This is a genomic window from Hungatella sp., from assembly GCF_046966825.1.
Genome location: NZ_JBKVCZ010000016.1, coordinates 47557 through 67280 on the forward strand (window position 1 = coordinate 47557; position 19724 = coordinate 67280).

Annotated in this window: 19 protein-coding genes; 10 read left to right on the forward strand and 9 right to left on the reverse strand. The window is 45.4% G+C overall.

Annotation, left to right across the window (positions count from 1 at the left end; all coding sequences use genetic code 11):
* Nucleotides 1–32: 32 nt before the first annotated feature.
* From ACLTD4_RS07585 to ACLTD4_RS07600, 4 genes are all read right to left on the reverse strand, one after another.
* A complete protein-coding gene (locus tag ACLTD4_RS07585; RefSeq protein ID WP_055654658.1) occupies nt 33–1496 on the reverse strand; it encodes a sulfatase-like hydrolase/transferase in 1464 nt (487 codons plus the stop codon).
* 12 nt (nt 1497–1508) lie between these two features.
* Nucleotides 1509–3080 (reverse strand): extracellular solute-binding protein, encoded by a 1572-nt coding sequence (locus tag ACLTD4_RS07590; RefSeq protein WP_412331218.1) that lies wholly within the window; start codon nt 3078–3080, stop codon nt 1509–1511.
* Nucleotides 3081–3154: 74 nt separating this feature from the next.
* Nucleotides 3155–4054, reverse strand: a complete 900-nt coding sequence (locus ACLTD4_RS07595; protein ID WP_055654654.1) for a carbohydrate ABC transporter permease — start codon at nt 4052–4054, stop codon at nt 3155–3157.
* Nucleotides 4054–5001 (reverse strand): ABC transporter permease, encoded by a 948-nt coding sequence (locus ACLTD4_RS07600; protein WP_002601767.1) that lies wholly within the window; start codon nt 4999–5001, stop codon nt 4054–4056. Before ACLTD4_RS07600 ends, ACLTD4_RS07595 begins: the two co-directional genes overlap by 1 nt.
* 371 nt (nt 5002–5372) lie before the next feature.
* On the opposite strand from ACLTD4_RS07600, the gene ACLTD4_RS07605 reads away from it, so the two are divergent.
* Nucleotides 5373–7607 carry a helix-turn-helix domain-containing protein gene (locus tag ACLTD4_RS07605; RefSeq protein ID WP_181988570.1) on the forward strand — a complete coding sequence of 745 codons (2235 nt, stop codon included), beginning with the start codon at nt 5373–5375 and terminating at the stop codon, nt 7605–7607.
* 81 nt (nt 7608–7688) lie between these two features.
* Here the strand turns inward: ACLTD4_RS07605 and rfbD are convergent, their stop codons facing one another.
* Genes rfbD through ACLTD4_RS07625 form a run of 4 tightly spaced genes read right to left on the reverse strand, consistent with a single transcriptional unit; the run spans nt 7689 to nt 11751 of the window.
* The gene (gene rfbD / locus ACLTD4_RS07610) at nt 7689–8531 is read right to left on the reverse strand and encodes a dTDP-4-dehydrorhamnose reductase (RefSeq protein ID WP_002601769.1); all 843 of its coding nucleotides are present in this window, start codon (nt 8529–8531) and stop codon (nt 7689–7691) included.
* Nucleotides 8532–8558: 27 nt separating this feature from the next.
* Nucleotides 8559–9581 (reverse strand): dTDP-glucose 4,6-dehydratase, encoded by a 1023-nt coding sequence (gene rfbB / locus ACLTD4_RS07615; RefSeq protein WP_117621091.1) that lies wholly within the window; start codon nt 9579–9581, stop codon nt 8559–8561.
* A gap of 19 nt (nt 9582–9600) precedes the next feature.
* Nucleotides 9601–10485, reverse strand: coding sequence for a glucose-1-phosphate thymidylyltransferase RfbA (gene rfbA / locus ACLTD4_RS07620; RefSeq protein WP_055654649.1), 885 nt, complete (start codon nt 10483–10485; stop codon nt 9601–9603).
* Nucleotides 10486–10524: 39 nt separating this feature from the next.
* On the reverse strand, nt 10525–11751 hold the full coding sequence (locus ACLTD4_RS07625; RefSeq protein ID WP_117621092.1) for a MerR family transcriptional regulator: 1227 nt from the start codon (nt 11749–11751) through the stop codon (nt 10525–10527).
* Nucleotides 11752–12017: 266 nt separating this feature from the next.
* Here ACLTD4_RS07625 and ACLTD4_RS07630 point away from each other — a divergent pair, with 266 nt between their 5' ends.
* From ACLTD4_RS07630 to ACLTD4_RS07670, 9 genes are all read left to right on the forward strand, one after another.
* Nucleotides 12018–12158 carry a helix-turn-helix transcriptional regulator gene (locus tag ACLTD4_RS07630; RefSeq protein ID WP_412331219.1) on the forward strand — a complete coding sequence of 47 codons (141 nt, stop codon included), beginning with the start codon at nt 12018–12020 and terminating at the stop codon, nt 12156–12158.
* Nucleotides 12159–12498: 340 nt separating this feature from the next.
* A complete protein-coding gene (locus ACLTD4_RS07635) occupies nt 12499–13023 on the forward strand; it encodes a cysteine hydrolase family protein (RefSeq protein WP_009243658.1) in 525 nt (174 codons plus the stop codon).
* Nucleotides 13024–13050: 27 nt separating this feature from the next.
* The gene (locus ACLTD4_RS07640) at nt 13051–13419 is read left to right on the forward strand and encodes a VOC family protein (protein WP_412331220.1); all 369 of its coding nucleotides are present in this window, start codon (nt 13051–13053) and stop codon (nt 13417–13419) included.
* Nucleotides 13420–13471: 52 nt separating this feature from the next.
* On the forward strand, nt 13472–13753 hold the full coding sequence (locus tag ACLTD4_RS07645) for a DUF5963 family protein (RefSeq protein ID WP_009243660.1): 282 nt from the start codon (nt 13472–13474) through the stop codon (nt 13751–13753).
* A gap of 26 nt (nt 13754–13779) precedes the next feature.
* Nucleotides 13780–13950: a hypothetical protein gene (locus tag ACLTD4_RS07650; protein ID WP_009243661.1), complete on the forward strand. Its 171-nt coding sequence runs from the start codon at nt 13780–13782 to the stop codon at nt 13948–13950.
* 413 nt (nt 13951–14363) lie between these two features.
* A complete protein-coding gene (locus ACLTD4_RS07655; protein ID WP_412331221.1) occupies nt 14364–15578 on the forward strand; it encodes a replication initiation factor domain-containing protein in 1215 nt (404 codons plus the stop codon).
* Between the two features lie 986 nt (nt 15579–16564).
* The gene (locus tag ACLTD4_RS07660; RefSeq protein WP_002303258.1) at nt 16565–16774 is read left to right on the forward strand and encodes a hypothetical protein; all 210 of its coding nucleotides are present in this window, start codon (nt 16565–16567) and stop codon (nt 16772–16774) included.
* A gap of 111 nt (nt 16775–16885) precedes the next feature.
* A complete protein-coding gene (locus ACLTD4_RS07665) occupies nt 16886–18499 on the forward strand; it encodes a recombinase family protein (RefSeq protein ID WP_412331222.1) in 1614 nt (537 codons plus the stop codon).
* A gap of 100 nt (nt 18500–18599) precedes the next feature.
* Complete coding sequence (locus ACLTD4_RS07670) at nt 18600–19175, forward strand: hypothetical protein (protein WP_412331223.1); 576 nt, start codon at nt 18600–18602, stop codon at nt 19173–19175.
* Between the two features lie 17 nt (nt 19176–19192).
* On the opposite strand, the gene ACLTD4_RS07675 is transcribed toward ACLTD4_RS07670, so the two are convergent.
* Nucleotides 19193–19684 carry a GNAT family N-acetyltransferase gene (locus tag ACLTD4_RS07675; RefSeq protein WP_002601784.1) on the reverse strand — a complete coding sequence of 164 codons (492 nt, stop codon included), beginning with the start codon at nt 19682–19684 and terminating at the stop codon, nt 19193–19195.
* Nucleotides 19685–19724: the final 40 nt, after the last annotated feature.

The following is a 19724-nucleotide window of genomic DNA, read 5'->3' on the forward strand; positions in this document are numbered from 1 at the left end:
CTCCTCCGTTTTCATGCGGTGCTGCACTGGCTTTACGTCCCCACCGGGCCATATACATCTGTGCGTACAGCGTAAAGGCCGGGTCTGCAAAGCTGTCCCGATCCTGTCACACCTTCCCTTACCCCGTCGATCGCAGGATCCGCATACTTTAGAAACCACGTTTCCATCTGCTTCTTCAGCTCCAGAGCCTTTGCTTCATACTCCGGAAGCCCGAAGAGGTTTTCTGTCTCTCCCGGGTCGTCGGTCAGGTGATAGAGTTCGTGCGTTCCATAGGGATATCTGTGGATATACTTCCATTCTCTGTTCCGAATCATCCGCACCGGGCCATATTCGTCAAACACAACGATCTCGCCCATCCGCTCCTGTTCCCCGCCGGTAAGCAGGCTGGAAAAGCTCTTCCCCGGAAGGCCTTCCGGGAACCGGTCAGACAGGCCGGTCAGTTCCAGCAGTGTGGGGAACAAATCATACGCACTCACTATCTCACAGCATACACTTCCCGGAGCGATATGGCAAGGCCAGGATATAAGAAACGGCACTTTGACTGCCGAATCGTACATATTCATAGGAAAGGTTCCGTTTCCCTTTCCCCAGATTCCGTGCTGCCCCATGCTCATGCCGTTATCCGCGGAGAAAATCACGATAGTATCCTCTGTCAAATGCTTCTCTTCCAGGGCGTCTAAAAGTCTTCCCACCTGCTCATCCATGGCGCTGACCGCCGCAAAATAGCCCCGCAGATTTTCCTTCCTCTTTTCCGTACCGTAGACCGGCCCGGTCAGCAAATCGGGATGGTCCGGAATATCCGGAATGGAGGCAAAATCACAGTCCTCATAGAAGTCGATCCATTTGGCCGGATGGTGCTCCTTTCCCCATGGGGCGTGAGGCGCCGTAAAGTTCACAGCCAGGTAGAACGGTTCCTCCTCCTTTGCCAGCTCATCTAAATAGTCCAGAGCCTTATCGGCGAAGAGCTCCGTCACGTATTTGCCGTGCTCCACCGTGATCTCCCCATGATCCACAATGTCCGGATGGTAATAACAGCAGCCGCCCAGACCGATGGTGTACCATTTCTCAAATCCATGCTGGGGCGTCACGCTGTCCCCCAGATGCCATTTGCCCGCCAGGGCACAGTGATATCCGTCCTCCGCCAGGATGTCCGTATAGGCGGTCTGCCCATCTAAATAAGCGATGGGCTTCCGCTCATTCTTGTAGCCGTCCGCGTAAGGATTCTCTTTTCCCTGGGCGGCAAATTTCTCCGCGTCCACACTTCCGCTCCGGATCCAGTCCAGGACGCCGTGCCCCGACGGAATCTTTCCGGTGAGGAGTGACGCACGGGCCGGCGAGCAGACCGGCGAGGCGCAGAAGAAATTGTCGAAGCGCATCCCCGAAGCGGCGATTCTGTCCAGATTCGGGGTATAAAGCTCGGGGGTGCCCGAGCAATGCATTGCCCAGGCCCCCTGATCATCTGTAAGTATGAAGAGTATATTTGGTTTCTTTCTCATCGATTATTCCACCTATTTTTCTGACTTGTAGATCTCATTGGCTTCTTTTAAGATCTCATCGCCGCCCTGGTTTCTCCACTCTTTCCCAAGAGATACCACGCCATCCTCGATGGATATCTTTCCCTGAAGCATATCGGAGAAATACTGGATAAATACGTCATTCACTGCGGATCCATTTTCAATTTCCGCCGGGGTCTTCTGTTTGATTAAATTCGGCATCTGGCACTCGGAGGCTAACTCTACGGTCTCCAGTGCGCGTTCTCTGTTGGGATCGGTTGCCGGGATATATCCGCTCTCCAGCGGCCAGTAGAAGGAGCCCCAGGCCAGCGCATGCGCCCAGCCGTCATCTGCAAATGCGTCTTTTGCACGTTCTTCTTCGTTAAAGGTGATGGTGTCTCCGTCCTTTGTATAGTGGATTCCTTCAATACCAAGTCTCAGTAAGTCATTGCCTTCCTTGGAAACCATGAAATCGACAAATGCAGCCGCCTTATCCGGGTTCTTGCACGCTGTGGTGATACAGGTCATCATACCGCCTTTTCCCTGCTTGTTCAGTCCTCTTGCTCCATCCGGTCCTGCAGGCGGAAGTCCGTAAGAAATGGAAGCCTCCGGGTACAGTTCTTTTACGCTGTTCTCATGTCTTGTAACATGGCGGAACAGAGGCCCAAGCATGGCGCCGCTTTTACCCTGATAGAATTTCTCTTCCTTTTTCGGCTGATCGTTAAGCATCAGTTCCGGATCAACTACCTTCATATCCCATAAATCCTTGATATAATTCATGGCCGGGATAAAAGACGAATCCTCAAAGAATGGAATAATTTCATCATTCTCATTCAGGGAATAGTCCGCATACGGAAGGCCGTAGGCAAAAAATACCCAGTCAAAAGGTGTGACTCCGCTTGAACTGCTCGGTTTTTCAGCCGTATATCCGTATGTATCGTTCTTTCCGTTCCCATCCGGGTCATTGTTTGTGAATGCAGTCAGCACATTTTTCATATCATCCAGTGTTTCCGGATATTTAAGTCCAAGTTTATCCAGCCAGTCCTGTCTGAATATGATCAGGGCATTTGCCGCGTTGTACTGGGTAATAAACGGCAGCCCGTAATACTTCCCATCGATCGCTGACCACTGGTAGTCGTCGTCCAGCCACTTTTTTATATTCGGCATTGTATCAAAGTAATCATTGAGGGGAATAACCATACCGTCATCAATCCACTGCTGTGTGGCGCTGGTTCCATAGCCTCCTGTCACCACATCGGGAAAGTCTCCGGAAGCCATGGCTACATTGACCTTTTCCGTATTTGCCTCCGGTACGATCTCTACTGTCAGATCGATTCCCAGCTTTTCATTAATGGCCGCTATAATCCGGTCATCCGGTTTGATCGCTTTCGCCGCAGCATCGCCCGTCGTCAGCCAGCGGAGCTTTACCCGATCCTCGGTTTTGGACGAAGCTTCCGTCTTTGACGATTCTGTCTTCCCTGACTCTGTCTGGCCTGCTTCCGCCTTTGTTTCCTTGTTATTGGCCGCTGTTCCTCCGCCGCAGGCAGTTAAGGAAGCTGCCATGATCCCCGCCAATACCAAACTCATTACCTGTCTTTTTTCATTTCATATCCTCTCTTTCTTTATATAGTAATTGCTGTTTTCTTAGAATTCAGATACGCTTAACCCTTGACCGCCCCCGCCGTCATTCCTGTTGTAAAATATTTCTGGAAGAATGGGTAGGCGCACATGATCGGAATAATTGCCATCATAACCGCAGCCATCTTCATCGGCTGCCCCAGCAGGAACAGGCTCTCGCCTCCGCTGGAATACGCTGCATCGTTCTGAAACAGCATGGAACGCAGGAACAGCTGCAGCGGCCACGCCTGTTTGCTGTTGATATACATGATCGCCGAAAAAAAGTCGTTCCAGTGATCCACCGCATAAAAGAGTGTAACGGTCGTCAGAGCCGGTTTAGAGATAGGAAGCATGATGCGGAACAGGACTCCAACTTCCGTACAGCCGTCCAGCAGCGCCGCCTCTTCCAGCTCCAGCGGTAAATCCATGAAGAAATTGCGTAATATAATCAGATTGTAGGTATTGATCGCCGACGGAAGGATCATGGACCACAGGGAATTCATCAGATGAAGGTCCTTAACCACGATATAAGTTGGAATAATTCCGCCTGAGAACATCATGGTAAATACAGCCAGGAACATGAAGAACCGCTGTCCCTTTAAATCCTTCTTCGACAGCACATAGGCCGCCATCGTCGTGATCGTCATATTGATCAGAGTACCCACGACCGTTATGAAAAGGCTGTTGGCGTAGGAGGTCCAGAGTTCTATATTCTTCACCATGTAGGCATAACCGTCAAGTGACCATTCGGAAGGCCACAGATGGATACTGGTCGCAAGATAGCTTTTCAGTGAGGAAAATGACACCACCAGACAGTCCCAGAAGGGATAAAAGGTAGTCAAAGCCAACAGTGTCAGCAGCGTCACATTGACGACATCAAAGACTTTACTTCCTGCGGAAACCTTAACATGGCTTCCTTCCTCTTGTTTTTTCAATCTCAGCATCAGTAAATTCCCTCCTCTCCCGACATTCTTGCAATCTTATTGGCGGCCACTACCAGGCCGAAGTTAATGACGGATTTAAACAGGCCGACCGCCGTGGCCAGTTCGAATTTTCCATCCTGAAGGCCCATTCGATATACGTACGTGTCGATAATATCCGCTGTCCCGTAGACGCCCGGATGGTAGAGAACGAAGATCTGCTCGAATCCGGCCTGCATCAGACTTCCGATACGGGTAATCAGTATTACAATGATGATGGAACGAATACAGGGGACCGTAATATGTACGAGCTTCTGCCACCGGTTGGCTCCATCCACGGTCGCCGCCTCATAGAGCTGGGTGTCGATGCCTGTAATTGCGGCCAGATAGATGATGGTATTCCAGCCGAAGGTCTTCCAGATCATGGACACTACCATGGTCGGCACGAAAAACTTTTCATCCGTCAAAAATCCGATCGGCTGAAAGCCGAGGCTCTTGATCACTCCGTTGACAATTCCCGAATCCATGGAAAGAATACTCGTCAGGATACCGCCAAGAACTACCCATGATATAAAATTGGGAATGTAGATGGCCGTCTGAATCACTTTCTTCATCCGCAGGTGGCGCAGTTCATTTAACATGAGTGCAATGATAATCGGAAATGGGAAACCGAATATCAGACGGATCAGGCTGATCCTTATGGTATTCCAGAACACCGAATAAAACTTTTCCATGGAAAACAGCTTTTGAAATGTTTCAAAGCCGACCCAGGAGCTCCTCATAATTCCTTTCATCGGGTTAAAATCCTTAAATGCGATTGTCACCCCATACATTGGTACGTAACAAAAGATGATGTAATAGACGATTGCCGGAACCAGCATCAGATACAGATACTTGTGTTTCCATATATAAGTTTTGATACCGGGTCCATTTCTCACCTTTCTGTTTTTGCTTACGACTGCTTTCCCCAACCTTCTCCCTCCTCGTTATGAGCATTTAGCGGACATCCTTTGGCCGCTTGCGTGAGATCACTTACATTTCTCGTGACTAAAGCATAGCAAACTATTGTACTAAAAAAAGTGCAAAAAATAATCCTATTTCGTTCATTTTTTCACAAACCGTCATATTTACCTTATTTTCAATGATAATTGCAAAAATTCATCTGCTTTTTAACCAATTAAGTTTGTTTTTTGCTATGAAAATTATACATTATATCCAATTTGTGTTTTGATTTTTACCATTGCATGGGAACCTTTTCGCTCATTTCGCACAAATCTTTTTGACTATCTGTCCATTTTTTGTTATAATTGGATACAACTAATCATTGGAAAGGATGGGACCATTGGGAATTAAGCACAAAAACACCAGGGACAGCAAATGGAAAAACATTCTGAAATCCAGGCATTTCCGCTCATTTTTCTATATTACATTTCTATTCACTACTGTAATCTTTATCATCGGCGGCATGGTGATTACGCTTCAGAACCGGATGAAGCTTCATGAAAATCTGGAGATGAAAGCGAATTATGTGGCGCTGTCGGTTCAGGATAATTTGTCCAACATGAAAAGCAGCGCGGTATTTATGGGGAATCTGGCATCCATCGAGCGGGTTCTGGAGTCGAAGGCGCCCACACTGGATCAGCTCTTACGCATGACCAACGATGTGACGCCCTACTCCACACTGTACCACTACGAATCCATCTGCCTCTTTTTCAACCGCTCCCAGAGAGTCTTTGACTCCAGCGGCGGTATGTATGATTACAGTGATTTCTATAATAGAGAATTGATAGACACCCTTGAGAATATGAAGGGAGAGGAGATGTGGCTGATTAATGTCCCCTATAAGCGTTACTACGCCCCCACTCCGGCGGTTACCGTGATAACCTATGCGCGCAGGCTCCCTCTGTATAAATCCCAGGGTCGGGGCTACGTGACGGTGTCCTACTCCCTCGACCGTCTTCAGAAGGCCGCCGCAGAAGCCGCGGGCCACAATCCTTACACGGCCACAGTTTCCTTTCAGGACCATTTGCTCTGGTCCTCCTCCAATGCCGTCATGAAGAACTGGGACAACGGGCTGTCTGTCTCTGAGAATGAGGAGCTTCTGCTGCCAGGCACCTCCACGTTCTCCTCCTTCTCCACGATCGGGGCCAGGTGCTCTTTTTATGCGTCAAGGATGGACCTCTTCACCGCAGTAAGCGCCACGCTCCTGCAGTGGTTTATCATCTATCTGGCCGTGGCTGCGGCCGATTTCGCCGCTTCTATGATTTACGGCATGATTATGCTGCGCCCGGTGGATGCGATCATGAAGAAAATCGGGATCAATCCCTACACGGAGATTCCCGGAGTCCGGGAGGATGAATTTTCGCTGATCAGCACCGCACTCGATAATCTGAACGCGCAGCTGTCCGACATCGGGACCGTCATGCATGAAAACCAGCAGCTGGTACGCGAACGGCTGCTGTCGGGCATCCTCTACAACTACGTGGATATCACCAGTCTTCCGCCGGAATACGAGGAACACGGGCTGGTATTTCCCTATCCGTTTTACGCCGTTATCCTTATTTCCCTTCCCTCTCTTGACGAGATGGAGGACTATACGAGGCGCGAACAGCTGAAGCTGGTCATCCGGACCAATACCACCAACGCCTTTTCTGCCCTGGGCACTGCCTACAGCCTCTATATTGACAATAAAAGCATCTGCATTATCCTGAATACCGGACTGTCCGACGCCCTGGGAAAAGAGCTGTCGAAGCTGTGTACCGCCCTGAAGAAGCGGATGAAACAGAGTCTCAGTGTCTACCCGCTGTTCTCCATCGGTATCTGTTCCGAGACGGAACCGGCCCCATGGCAGGTATGGCAGCTGGCCCGGCAGGGCTTCATCTTTACGGCCGCGGATGCCGATGATTTCGTTCTGCTCAGCTATCAGAATGAATTCACCTCCTCCATTGACCAGGATATGCTGTCCCGCATCACCCAGGCGATCATCGATAAAGACGGCGCCGGCTTAAAGGAGCAGACCGATGTCTTCCGCGACCGCTATCTGGAGAGCGAGGACCAGGAAGAGGTCAGGCGGATGGCTCTCATCACCGTCAGCACCATCTACGCCTCTCTACTGGAGATCAACGGGGACATTCCTGACATCCAGATAAACGCCTCTGTGCGCAAGCTGGAAAACGCCTCCTCCATCGAGGAAATCAATAAGTATTTTTACAACTGCCTGTTTGGGATGCTGGATGCAAAGAACAAGATTTCCACGGAATCCTACGGTTACATCCAGAAGGCGATCCAGTATATCGAACAGAATTACTCGCAGCCCATCACCATCCCACAGATTGCCGGCTTCGTGGGCGTCAGTTCCATCTATCTGACGAAGCTGTTTAAGCTCTCTACCGGAAAGACGCTGTCGGAGTATTTAAACTATTACCGCACCCAGAAGTCCCTGGACCTGCTGATGAATACGGAGGAGACCATCGGCTGGATCAGCGAAGCAGTGGGCTACAGCGACGTAAGAAGCTACATACGTTTCTTCAAGAAATTTTACTATATGACTCCCAGCGAGTACAGAAAAGACCGCTGATCCTTCCTGCGGAACAAAAAATAGGGTTCTCCGAATATAACAGCGGAGAATCCTATTTATTTGTACTGCTTCTGTACTTCGTTACTGGATTTCTTTCAGATACCGTTCCAGCGCATCCTGCCAGGACGGCAGTCTCTCAAATCCGTTTTCTTCCAGCTTATCCTTGCTCATGCGGCTGTTCATCGGCCGTTTTGCCTTTGCCGGATACTCTGCGGAGGTGACCGGAATTACCTCGACATTCATGTTTGCCTGTTTAAATATCTCCCGTGCAAAATCACACCAGCTGCACAGCCCCTCGTTTGTGGCATGGTAGCGGCCGTACTTGTCGGTCTCAATCATATCCACCAGAAGGCGGGCGAGATCGTAGGTGTAGGTAGGGGAACCGATCTGGTCTGATACCACGGTGAGTTTGTCGTGGGTCTTTCCCAGATTCAGCATGGTCTTTATGAAGTTCTTGCCGTTTACGCCAAACACCCAGGCGATGCGCACGGTAAAGTATTTGGTGAGATTCTGCTCGATCGCCAGCTCACCCTCGTACTTCGTAAGGCCGTAGACATTTAACGGTTCTCTCTCGTCGTCAGGCTCCCATGGACGGGTGCCCTGGCCGTTAAATACGTAGTCCGTGCTGATGTACATCATCTTGATGTCCAGCTCCCGGCAGACCCTGGCAATATTCTCCGTGCCATATGCATTCACGCGTCTGCAAAGCTCCAAATTGTCCTCCGCCGCGTCCACTGCCGTATAGGCCGCACAGTGAATCACCGCATCCGGACTGGCTTCCCGGATCACACGGTCTACGCTCCCGGCGTCTGTAATGTCCATCTCATCGATATCCACGCCGATCGCCTCATGGCCTCTCTTTTCCAGCTCATCGACCACATCGTGGCCCAGCTGGCCCTTTACTCCTGTTACAAATACTTTCATATACGCCTCCAGTGTGCTTTCTGCGAATTATAAACGGTCTCCGTACATATTCTCAAAGTAGTTCTGGTACTCTCCGTTGATGATGTGCTTCCACCAGTCTTCATTGTCCAGATACCACTGAATGGTCTGTTCGATTCCTGTATCAAATGTATATTTCGGCTTCCATCCAAGCTCTGTCTCCAGCTTTCTCGGATCGATGGCATAACGTCTGTCATGGCCCGGACGGTCGGATACGTACTTGATTAAGCTTTCCGGCTTGTTCAATGCCTTTAAAATCGTCTTTACCACTTCCAGGTTCGTTCTCTCATTGTGGCCGCCTACGTTGTAGATCTCGCCTTCCCTGCCCTCGTGGATAATTAAGTCGATTGCGGTGCAGTGGTCAGCTACATGGAGCCAGTCACGGACATTTTCACCTGTTCCATAGACCGGAAGCTCTTCATCCGCCAGCGCGCGGCTGATGATCAGTGGAATCAGTTTCTCCGGGAAATGGTACGGTCCATAGTTGTTGGAGCATCTCGAGATGGTTACCGGCGTCCCGAAGGTTCTGTGGTAAGAGAGCACGAATAAATCGGCGCTCGCCTTGGAGGACGAATACGGGCTGGAGGTGTGGAGTGGGGTCTCTTCCGTGAAGAATAAGTCCGGACGGTCTAACGGAAGATCTCCGTACACTTCGTCGGTGGATACCTGATGGTATCTCTTGATTCCAAACTCACGGCAGGCGTCAAGGAGAGTGGTGGTTCCCATAACATTCGTTCTGACGAAGCTTTCCGGATCGGTGATGGAGCGGTCTACATGGCTCTCCGCCGCGAAATTGACGATCACGTCCGGTTTCTCTTTTTCAAATAAGTCGAAGATGAATTTGCGGTCCGCAATATCCCCCTTTATGAACTTGTAATTCGGCTTGTCCTCTACCGGCTTTAAAGTCTCTAAATTGCCCGCGTACGTTAATAAGTCTAAGTTGATGATCTCATAATCCGGGTATTTGTTTACCATGTGATGGACGAAGTTGCCTCCAATGAAGCCTGCGCCTCCTGTAACGATGATTTTCATATGTGATTTCCTCCTGTTTTTACTTAATATCAATATATTTACCGGCCAGAACATCCATAAGATAATGGCCGTACTGATTCTTCTTAAGTGGTTCGATATCCTCTAAAAGCTGATCCCTGGTGATCCAGTGGTTTAAATACGCGATCTCTTCCAGACACGCCACTTTCCTGTGCTGATGGGTCTCCATGGTGCGGACAAAGTTGGTGGCGTCCGCCAGGGATTCATGGGTTCCTGTGTCGAGCCAGGTAAAGCCCTGTCCGAGAAGTTCCACATCCAGTCTGCCCTCTTCCAGATAGATCCGGTTTAAATCGGTGATTTCCAGCTCACCGCGGGCGGAAGGCTGCAGATTTTTCGCATACTCTACGACCTTATTGTCGTAGAAATAGAGTCCGGTCACGCAGTAGTTGCTCTTTGGATGCTCCGGCTTCTCCTCAATGGAAATAGCCTTTCCGTTGGAATCGAATTCCACGATTCCGAACCGCTCCGGATCGTCCACATAATATCCGAACACGGTAGCGCCCTCTTTTTTATTGGCGGCCGCCAGAAGACGTTTGGTCAGACCGTGTCCTGCGAAGATGTTGTCGCCCAGAATCATGGCTACATGATCGTCCCCGATAAATTCCTCGCCGATGATAAACGCCTGGGCCAGCCCATCCGGTGACGGCTGAACCGCGTAGGATAAGTGGATTCCAAACTGGCTTCCGCTGCCTAAGAGCGCCTCGAACCGCGGCGTGTCGTCCGGTGTGGAGATGATCAGAATATCTCTGATTCCCGCGTTCATCAAAACGGACAGCGGATAGTAGATCATCGGCTTGTCGTAAATCGGCAGAAGCTGCTTCGATGTGACCATGGTCAGCGGGTAAAGTCTTGTGCCGGAGCCTCCGGCGAGGATAATTCCCTTCATAGTGTGTTCCTCCGTATTTTATTTTATCTGTTTTCAGTTTTAGTTCTTGCGTTCATTTTTTTCCGGCATTTTTCTTCCGTTCATTTTCTTCTTGCATCGAAAGATACCGGCTCTCTTGGTGACAAAAAGCGTCCCCTTTTTCTCGATCTTCTTTTTTAGAAATTCCCGGAATTCATCGTACCGCTCGCTCAAATACTCCTGCTGGTTACCGTGGCAGGAAAGAATATACTCCATCAGCGGCCCCTCGTCCCGGACCTCCAAATGGTCCTCATACAGGATCTCTTCCACCTGGTCAAAATGGCGGTTTAAAATCTCCCGGCCGTTTTCCAGGCCAAACACGTCGTATAAGTTCACTTCCGACAGCACGATCCGTGAATCAAACTCCTTCACCAGCTGGCTGATCTCCTTCATATGTTCCCGGCCGTAGGTGCTGCAGAAAAATGTCCCGTCCGGCTTCAGCACCCGCCGCACTTCCTCCAGCGCACCGTCTAAGTCCTTTAAATAGAACAGCACATGGTTGGCCGAGACCTTATCGAAGCTCTCCTCCGCCTTCGGAATCCTGCAGCAGTCAAAGACTTCATAGGAGAATCTGCCCGGTACACCTTTTAAATGTTCCCTGGCATCCTGGATCATGCCTTCCGAGACATCGGACAGGCAGATCACCGCCTCCGGCGGGATTAAATCCCGGTTCTCTCTCCACAGCTCTCCATTTCCGCATCCGGTCTCCAAAACTGTTTCACCGTCCTTCAGCTCCAGCTGGGAGTACAGCCACGGAAACCACCCGATGGGATTCTTCGCATATTTCTTGTGAAGATCGATCCTGATGTTGATATTGGCCGCATTCTTGTACTGCTCCACCAGGCTCTTTTCCATATTGGTAATATGGATTAAGTGCAGGATTTTATTCCAGTCAATGACCGGATTGTCCTTTACCAGCTTCGAGGTCTCCGAAAGTGTCTGCTCTACCAGTTTCAAATGCTCAATCCGCTTCTTCACCAAATCCAGCTGAAGCTCCAGGGACTGCTCTACATAGCCGTTGTCATCATCGTTGATGGTGATCGAGCGGATCTCGTCTAAGGAGAAGCCTAGATATTTCAGTGAAAGGATCTTCTGGAGCTTGGCAAAATCGGAATCCGTGTACAGCCGGTATCCGGCCTCGCTCATGCCCGCCGGTTTCAGCAAGCCCTGTTTGTCGTAATAACGGATCGTTCGGATTGATACGTTTGCCTTTTTTGCGAACTCTCCGGAAGTATAATACCCTTGCATATTCTGCATCACCGCCTTTGTTCTGGGATCTTTATGATACCATTATATAGGGTGACGTAAGGGAAGGGTCAAGTGTTTTTTGGAATTTTTATTGCAGGAAGCAGTTTTTAAAGCCATAATCTGCGTAAATGCTTTATTTTTAAGGGATGCAACGAATTGTTGCGTGACATTCTCTGTCCTGCTATGCTATGGTTATAACAGAAATAACATGGAATTGGAAATATGGCGGAATCAGTTTAAGGTTATGGGGAAACAGGGGGCAAATCATGAATGCAATAGACAAAAATATAAGAAAATTGAGAAAAGAACGGAAGCTGTCTCAAAAACAGCTGGCGGAGCGGCTCCATGTGACGCGGCAGGCGGTATCCAGTTGGGAAACCGGAGTTTCCCAAACAAAAGGATATTAAGGAATAACCTGTGTTTACCTGCTTGCGAATAAAAGAATAATGCTGTTAAGTTAGAGATACTGCATAAATGTGCTGGTATCTCTTTTTCGTTGGCTTGAAACAACAGACTATTTCATTTCTGCTTGATTACTCTAAACTTATCGGGATATGATTTGTCAAGGGCTTGTTGCGTAAGCAATGCTTAGCACCCTTTACAAATTATGGACGGATAAGTAGCTTTTCAAAAGCAGAAAAAATAGTAGTCTTAAGATTTTGAAACATTGTAGCAGGTATTGGAAAATGGTATAATGTAAATACAGAGAAACATATAAATTGAAATTTATTAAGGGGGAGTGGAAAAATGGTCTTATTGGTTGTAGATACACAAAAGGCACTTGTTAATGATGAATTATATAATTACAATGAGTTTATTGATAATATTCAACTGTTAATTAAAAAAGCACGAGAAAACAATGTTGAAGTCATTTATGTTGTACATGATGATGGCATTGGGAGCGGTTTAACAAAAGGTACTGATGGTTTTGAAGTATTTGAAAAATTTAAGCCATTATCTAATGAGAAATTGTTTGTTAAAAGTGTGAACAGTGCATTTAAAGATACTGGTTTAGTTGAGTATTTAGCAGAAAATAATGAAAAAGACATAATTATTGTTGGACTTCAAACCGATAAATGTATCAATGCAACAGTAATAAGCGGATTTGAATATGGCTTTAATTTGATTGTACCTGCATTTGCAAATTCGACGATAAACAATAATTATATGGATAGCCAAAAAAGTTACCGATATTATAACGAATTTATGTGGCATGAACGTTATGCTGAATGTATTTCCATAGAGGAAACTATAAAAAGAATGAACAGCTAAATTAGAATTTGAAAGGATGTTAAAAATATGGTAGATGAAGTGGTATTAGGGAATGTTATGGTTGATTGTGATGATGAAAGAAAATTGCAAAGATTCTATGGAGAATTATTAGGTTGGGAAATGTGTGAACTATTTGCAAGACCGGCTGTCAGTAGTTCTTCGGGGATTGTTTTTTTGTTTATTGAGGAAAAAGATTATGTTCCTCCTGTATGGCCAGAAAATGCAGGAAAACAACAAAAACAGATGCATTTTGATTTTCAGGTTGATAATGTTGCAGAAATGGTTAAGAAAGCGGAGTCATTGGGAGCAAAGAAAGCGGAAAGTCAATTTGGAGGAAATGATTTTGTAACCATGTTTGATCCGGCAGGACATCCGTTTTGTTTATGCCGGAAGTGACAATTCCAGTTTATAGAACTAAGAAAAGTGGAATTTATCGGGGAGAAAATATATGAAGAAAAAAATTAAAATTCTGATTGCGCTGATAGTTGGATTTGCTCTTGCAATGCTATTGATGAGCGTCGCAATTTACTTTGGATATACTAACGCATATAGTACAGATGTAAATACACTAACTGTTAAAATACTCGGAATACCTATTTACGAACTTACAAAGTCTGGAACAGAGTATATTGGCAAATCAATAGGAGTTTATATGGGGGCAGTATGTGGTATTTGTATGGCACTCAGTGTTATTGCTGAAGAACTTATCAGCAAAGCAAGACACAAATAAATCCCAGATTGGAGAGTAATAAAATTATGGAAGAAAATAAAACAACAATAGTACAAAAAACTGTTAAATCAGGTATTACATTCGGTAGTGCTTTAGCTATGGTCATAAGTTATACAACATGGAAATCAGTTGGGTGGGCAATTTTTCATGGCTTGCTTAGTTGGGTATATGTAATTTATTTTGTTTTACGCTATTAAATTTCAGGTTATACAAAGATAAGTTTAAAAATTTGCAAACCGACGGAGTGATCCAGACACGGTGGCGGTCGAAGACATAGAGCCACGCCAGCTTGCTGGCGAGTGTCTGGTTCACTTTGGCGGTTGGGCGAGCGTTAGCGAGCCGTTCAAAGCCCCCGTTATCTAACAAGGGGGGCACAAAAAACAAGAGTCAATATACATTAACAAGCGGAAAACGCTGTATTTACAAGGCGAAACTGCATTTTACATGGTGTGATATAAATTATGCCATTATCACTTGGGAAAATTGAACAAGACATAGGAAAGACAGTTGATTTCAAACGAGAAATTGATTGTCTTTTTCTTTTGCAGAAATTTAAGTATAGGCAATTATCAAATACGGTAGTTGCTTTTTTGATTGGAGGAATTTTAGAATGAATGATAAAAACTTTATTGAAGAACTAAGACAAAAGCGTGAGGAATACGGAGTAACACAAACAAGGCTTGCTGTTGCCTGTGGTATCAGCCGTGAATATTACAACCGCATTGAAAAAGGGAAACAGCCATTGAATGACGAATTAAGAGAAGTCATAGAAAAACAGATTGAGCGTTTCAATCCGCAAGAACCACTATTCTTATTGATTGATTACTTTCGTGTCCGCTTTCCTACTACGGACGCATTGGCGATTATCCGTGATGTATTACAACTGAAATCTGATTATATGCTTTATGAAGATTATGGAAAATACGGATATGAAAGCAAATATGTACTTGGCGACATCAATATCATGTGTTCCATGCAGGAGCATTTAGGTGTTTTATTGGAACTGAAAGGCAAAGGCTGTCGGCAAATGGAATGTTATCTGCTGGCACAGGAACGCTCATGGTATGACTTCATGCTGGATTGTATGACGGCTGGTGGTGTGATGAAACGGCTTGATTTGGCTATCAATGACCGAGCAGGAATATTGGATATTCCAAAGTTAAAGGAAAAATACAAGGCTGGCGAATGTATCTCCTACTTTCGTATGCAGAAAGATTACAGCGGTACAGAAAAATGCGGTAGCGATTTACCAAAGAATACAGGAGAAACCTTATATCTCGGTTCAACAAGTAGCGAATTATATATGTGTGCTTATCAGAAAAATTATGAGCAGTATGTCAAGAATGGCACAGAAATTGAAGATACGGAGATTAAGAACCGTTTTGAAATACGCATGAAGAATGAACGAGCCTATTATGCGGTTGTAGATTTACTGACCTATCGGGACGCTGAACGCACCGCTTTTTCTATCATCAATCATTATGTCCGCTTTGTTGACAGAGAGGACGACAAGCCAAAAAGTCAATGGATAACAAATGATGATTGGGCATGGTTTGTAGGGGAAAACAGAGAGCCGATACGCTTAACCACAAAGCCAGAGCCTTACACTTTACAAAAAGCGTTGCATTGGCTACAAAGACAAGTTGCACCAACAATAAAAATGGTACAGGCATTAGACAGAGAAAATCATACAACGATACTGAAAGATATGATTGAGCAGGCAGAACTTAAAGACAAGCATAAACATTTATTACAATTAGAGAAATCAACCATAGAAGAACGTATAGATACCGCTGTTCCACAAGAGAATGACGGTATTTTTTAATGTAATTGAAAAATTTCAGATTTAGTCAGCAAAGAGCTGTTTTCATTCCCTATGTGAAGTGAAAGAAGAAAAATAAATTTTTTATTAAATCTGCAACAAAACGGCTACTTGCGTACAGATATGGTGCGAGAAAAGGAAATCTAAACTTTTTTTGAAAATAGGTCATTAAATCGGGGCTTGCTGTCCCTATATGAAGTGAAAGAAGAAAAAAGTTTTGAAAAAATGACGGAAATTCGTGATTAGTGGACAGTGTTCTATGAAAAGAAGAAAAGCATCATCATTTTGTATTCAAACAGGCATTAGCAGTTGAGTGTTGATGTGAAAAGAGGAAAATACTTTATTCTAAACTTAACAATTTAAGGTTTCCGTTCCCTATATGGTGCAAAGAAAATATTTCATTCTATTGTTGGCAGTAACGGTATGGTTTGGGTAGTTAGGGTGTGAAAAGAAAAATAATCTTTTTTCGTCATTAACTTAGCAAAATGACAATGTCTATCCCTATATGGTGCAAGAAAAGAAGTTAAAATTTTTCCATTTCAACTTAGCAAATGGACGTTTGCTGTACAGATAGTAGTGAAAAAGGAGAAAATCAACCGTTGATTGCCAAAATGAACCGTTCCATTTGTACTAATAACGGAAAAAGTTTTGGATTTTGGTTACGTTTCCCCTCTTTTCCAACGCGGTATATAGGAAAGATGATTTTCTTCTTTCTTGTTCTTTGACAACTGAATAAAGCAATTCAATACGTTTGACAGACAGCGAGCCGTTGAAACAAATACGCCACGACCTTTCCCCTGCAAGAGCGAGCGAAAACCTATTTGTGTTCTTATAAAAGATTTGTCCTCTTTTATCGCCATGACCTGTACTGTCAGATAATGATACTCCCGTACAGCCACAGCTTGAGCGTTCAGAGCGTCGCACGCAATGGGTACGGCTACATAAGAACTATGCAGAGGTGGAACTCCTGTGGGCTATGACAAAAGCCGTTGAATTGCTTAGAAAGATTTTACAGAAAGGGGGTATGTGTTATTGATAATGCTGTAAAAACAATTCAAAAGAAAAATGGCAAGTGTGGCATTGGCAACAGAGGAAAGACAAAGATTGTAGTAAAAGAGCATTTTTCCGAAAAGGGCAAAACAATGGAAGAACTTCTAACTGATGTCATGCTGGAAAAAGCAAAGCAGACAATCGCATAAAATCAGTGCAGTTGTAAGAAATAGATTGAATGACAAAAAGTACCCGTGTTATACTTTACTTGCAAGCAGGTATTGTAAACACGGGTTAGTTATAAAGGAGGATAACTGACAATGAAACAACAGATTTACAATACTGCACTTTATCTTAGGTTAAGCCGAGATGATGAATTACAGGGCGAAAGTTCCAGCATTACCACACAAAGAAGTATGTTGCGTCTATATGCAAAAGAACATCATTTGAATGTCATTGATGAATATATTGATGACGGCTGGTCGGGAACAAATTTTGACAGACCGAGTTTTCAAAGAATGATTGAGGATATAGAGGCAGGAAAAATCAACTGTGTTGTAACGAAAGACCTTTCCCGTCTTGGCAGAAATTATATTATGACAGGACAATATACAGAATTGTATTTCCCTAGTCATAATGTCCGCTACATAGCGATTGATGACGGTGTAGACAGCGAAAAAGGCGAAAGTGAGATTGCACCATTTAAGAACATCATCAATGAATGGGTGGCAAGAGATACAAGCCGTAAAGTCAAATCAGCATTTAAGACAAAGTTTGCGGAGGGGGCTCATTACAGTGCTTATGCTCCGTTAGGATATAAGAAACACCCTGACATCAAAGGAAAACTGTTGATTGATGATGAAACAAAATGGATTATTGAAAAAATCTTTTCCCTAGCCTATCAAGGTTACGGAAGTGCAAAAATCACAAAGCAGTTAAGAGCAGAAAAAGTTCCGACAGCGTCATGGCTAAATTTTACAAGATACGGTACTTTTGCACATATCTTTGAGGGAAAACCCGAAAGTAAGCGTTATGAGTGGACGATTGCTCATGTCAAGGCGATATTGAAAAGTGAGGTTTATATCGGAAACAGTGTTCACAATATGCAGTCTACGGTATCGTTCAAGAGTAAAAAGAAAGTGCGTAAACCCGAAAGTGAATGGTTTCGAGTAGAAAACACTCACGAGCCGATTATTGACAAGGAAGTGTTCTATCGTGTGCAGGAGCAGATAAAATCAAGACGCAGACAGACAAAGGAAAAGGCAACGCCGATTTTTGCAGGGCTTGTCAAGTGTGCGGATTGTGGCTGGTCTATGAGATTTGGAACGAATAAGGCAAATAAAACGCCTTACAGTTATTATGCTTGCAGTTACTACGGGCAGTTTGGCAAAGGTAATTGTTCTATGCACTACATTCGTTATGATGTGCTGTATCAAGCCGTATTGGAACGCTTGCAGTATTGGGCTAAGGCAGTACAGCAGGACGAAGAAAAGGTATTGAACAAGATACAGAAAGTCGGCAATGCAGAGCGAATACGGGAAAAGAAGAAAAAGGCAAGTGCCTTGAAGAAAGCCGAGAACCGACAAAATGAGATTGACCGCTTGTTTACGAAAATGTATGAAGATAGAGCCTGTGAGAAGATAACGGAACGAAACTTCATCATGCTGTCGGGGAAATATCAAAAAGAACAGATAGAACTGGAACAGCAGATAACCAACCTAAGAGAAGAATTAAGTAAAATGGAACAGGATATGATAGGTGCTGAAAAGTGGATTGAGTTAATCAAGGAATATTCCGTACCAAAGGAACTGACAGCACCATTATTAAATGCCATGATAGAAAAAATCCTCATACATGAAGCAACAACGAATGAGGATAACGAAAGAATACAGGAAATTGAGATATATTACCGATTTATCGGAAAAGTTGAGTAATCAACAAGAGTAATATTTTTAACTAAGGGAAACCGGAAAAAACCAACCTGACATTGAAATGTTGGAAGCGATTGCCAAGGCATTTGACACAGATCTATATATGATTTTATATGGAAGGAAAATAAACGAAGAGAGCGGAGAGTCCGTTAGTAAAAGAAAGAAATACCATCTTTATACTGCCCTGATATGCGGAGCGGTCGTTCTGGCCGCTGTGATTTCCTGGATTATTTTAAAGGATAAGGTGATGGAGCTGCGCAGACTCTACTATAATATGGTGCCTTACTTTATCTTCTATCTTCTCGTCCGGCCGGTCACGTTCTTTGCCGGCGGAGCAGGCTTGATGCATTTACTGGGGCTTCTCGCCGATTTTTCGGTTCGACGCGCTTGGATTAGGAGAACAATACTGTTTTTTTCGGCAGGTATACTTCTTTTGTATGTCGTAGCTGTACTTTCTATGTTTATACCCGGTTTTCCCATGCAGCCGCTCCGGGATTATTTAAATCGTATGAGATTTTCTTATCTGCCCAGCTACATGGCCTCATCGCCGGTTGTATTTCTGCTGTCCGGTCTCGGTATGTGCTTAGGGACGCAGGACACGTTGCGACATGCTGGTTACTTTTACATAATAAGAGGGAGGCGGAAAATATCCGCTTCCCCTACGGAAAAATCACAGTAGCAATCCCGCTGTCTTCCCTACACCATCATCTGGTAATTCTCAATATCCAGATACCTTCCAAACTTCACGCCCACTTCTTTGATCGTCCCGCAGTGCAGAAATCCAAGCTCCTCGTGCAGATGGATGCTGGCCTGATTTCCGCCGGTGATCACGGAAACGACGGTATGGATTCGCTCGTCCTCCCTCGCCAGGTTCAGTATATGCAGTGTCAGCTTCCTGGCAATTCCACGCTTCCGGTAATCCCTGTGGACGTAGACAGACAGTTCCACAGTAGCCGCATAGGCCTCCTTCACACGATAGGGGGACAGGCAGGCATAACCGACCGCATGGCCGTCCTCCACCGCCACGATTAAGGGATGATTACTGATGTTATGAGCATAATACCAGTCGAGCCGCTCCGACAGCGTCCTGGGGTTGATATCAAAGGTCGCTTCCCCGTGCAGCACCTCGTAGTTATAAATATCCAGCAGATACGGGACGTCTTCTTCCTGTGCAATTCTGATTTCCATAAACTTTTCCTCCTGCGTTTCTATTTCTTTTCCTAATATT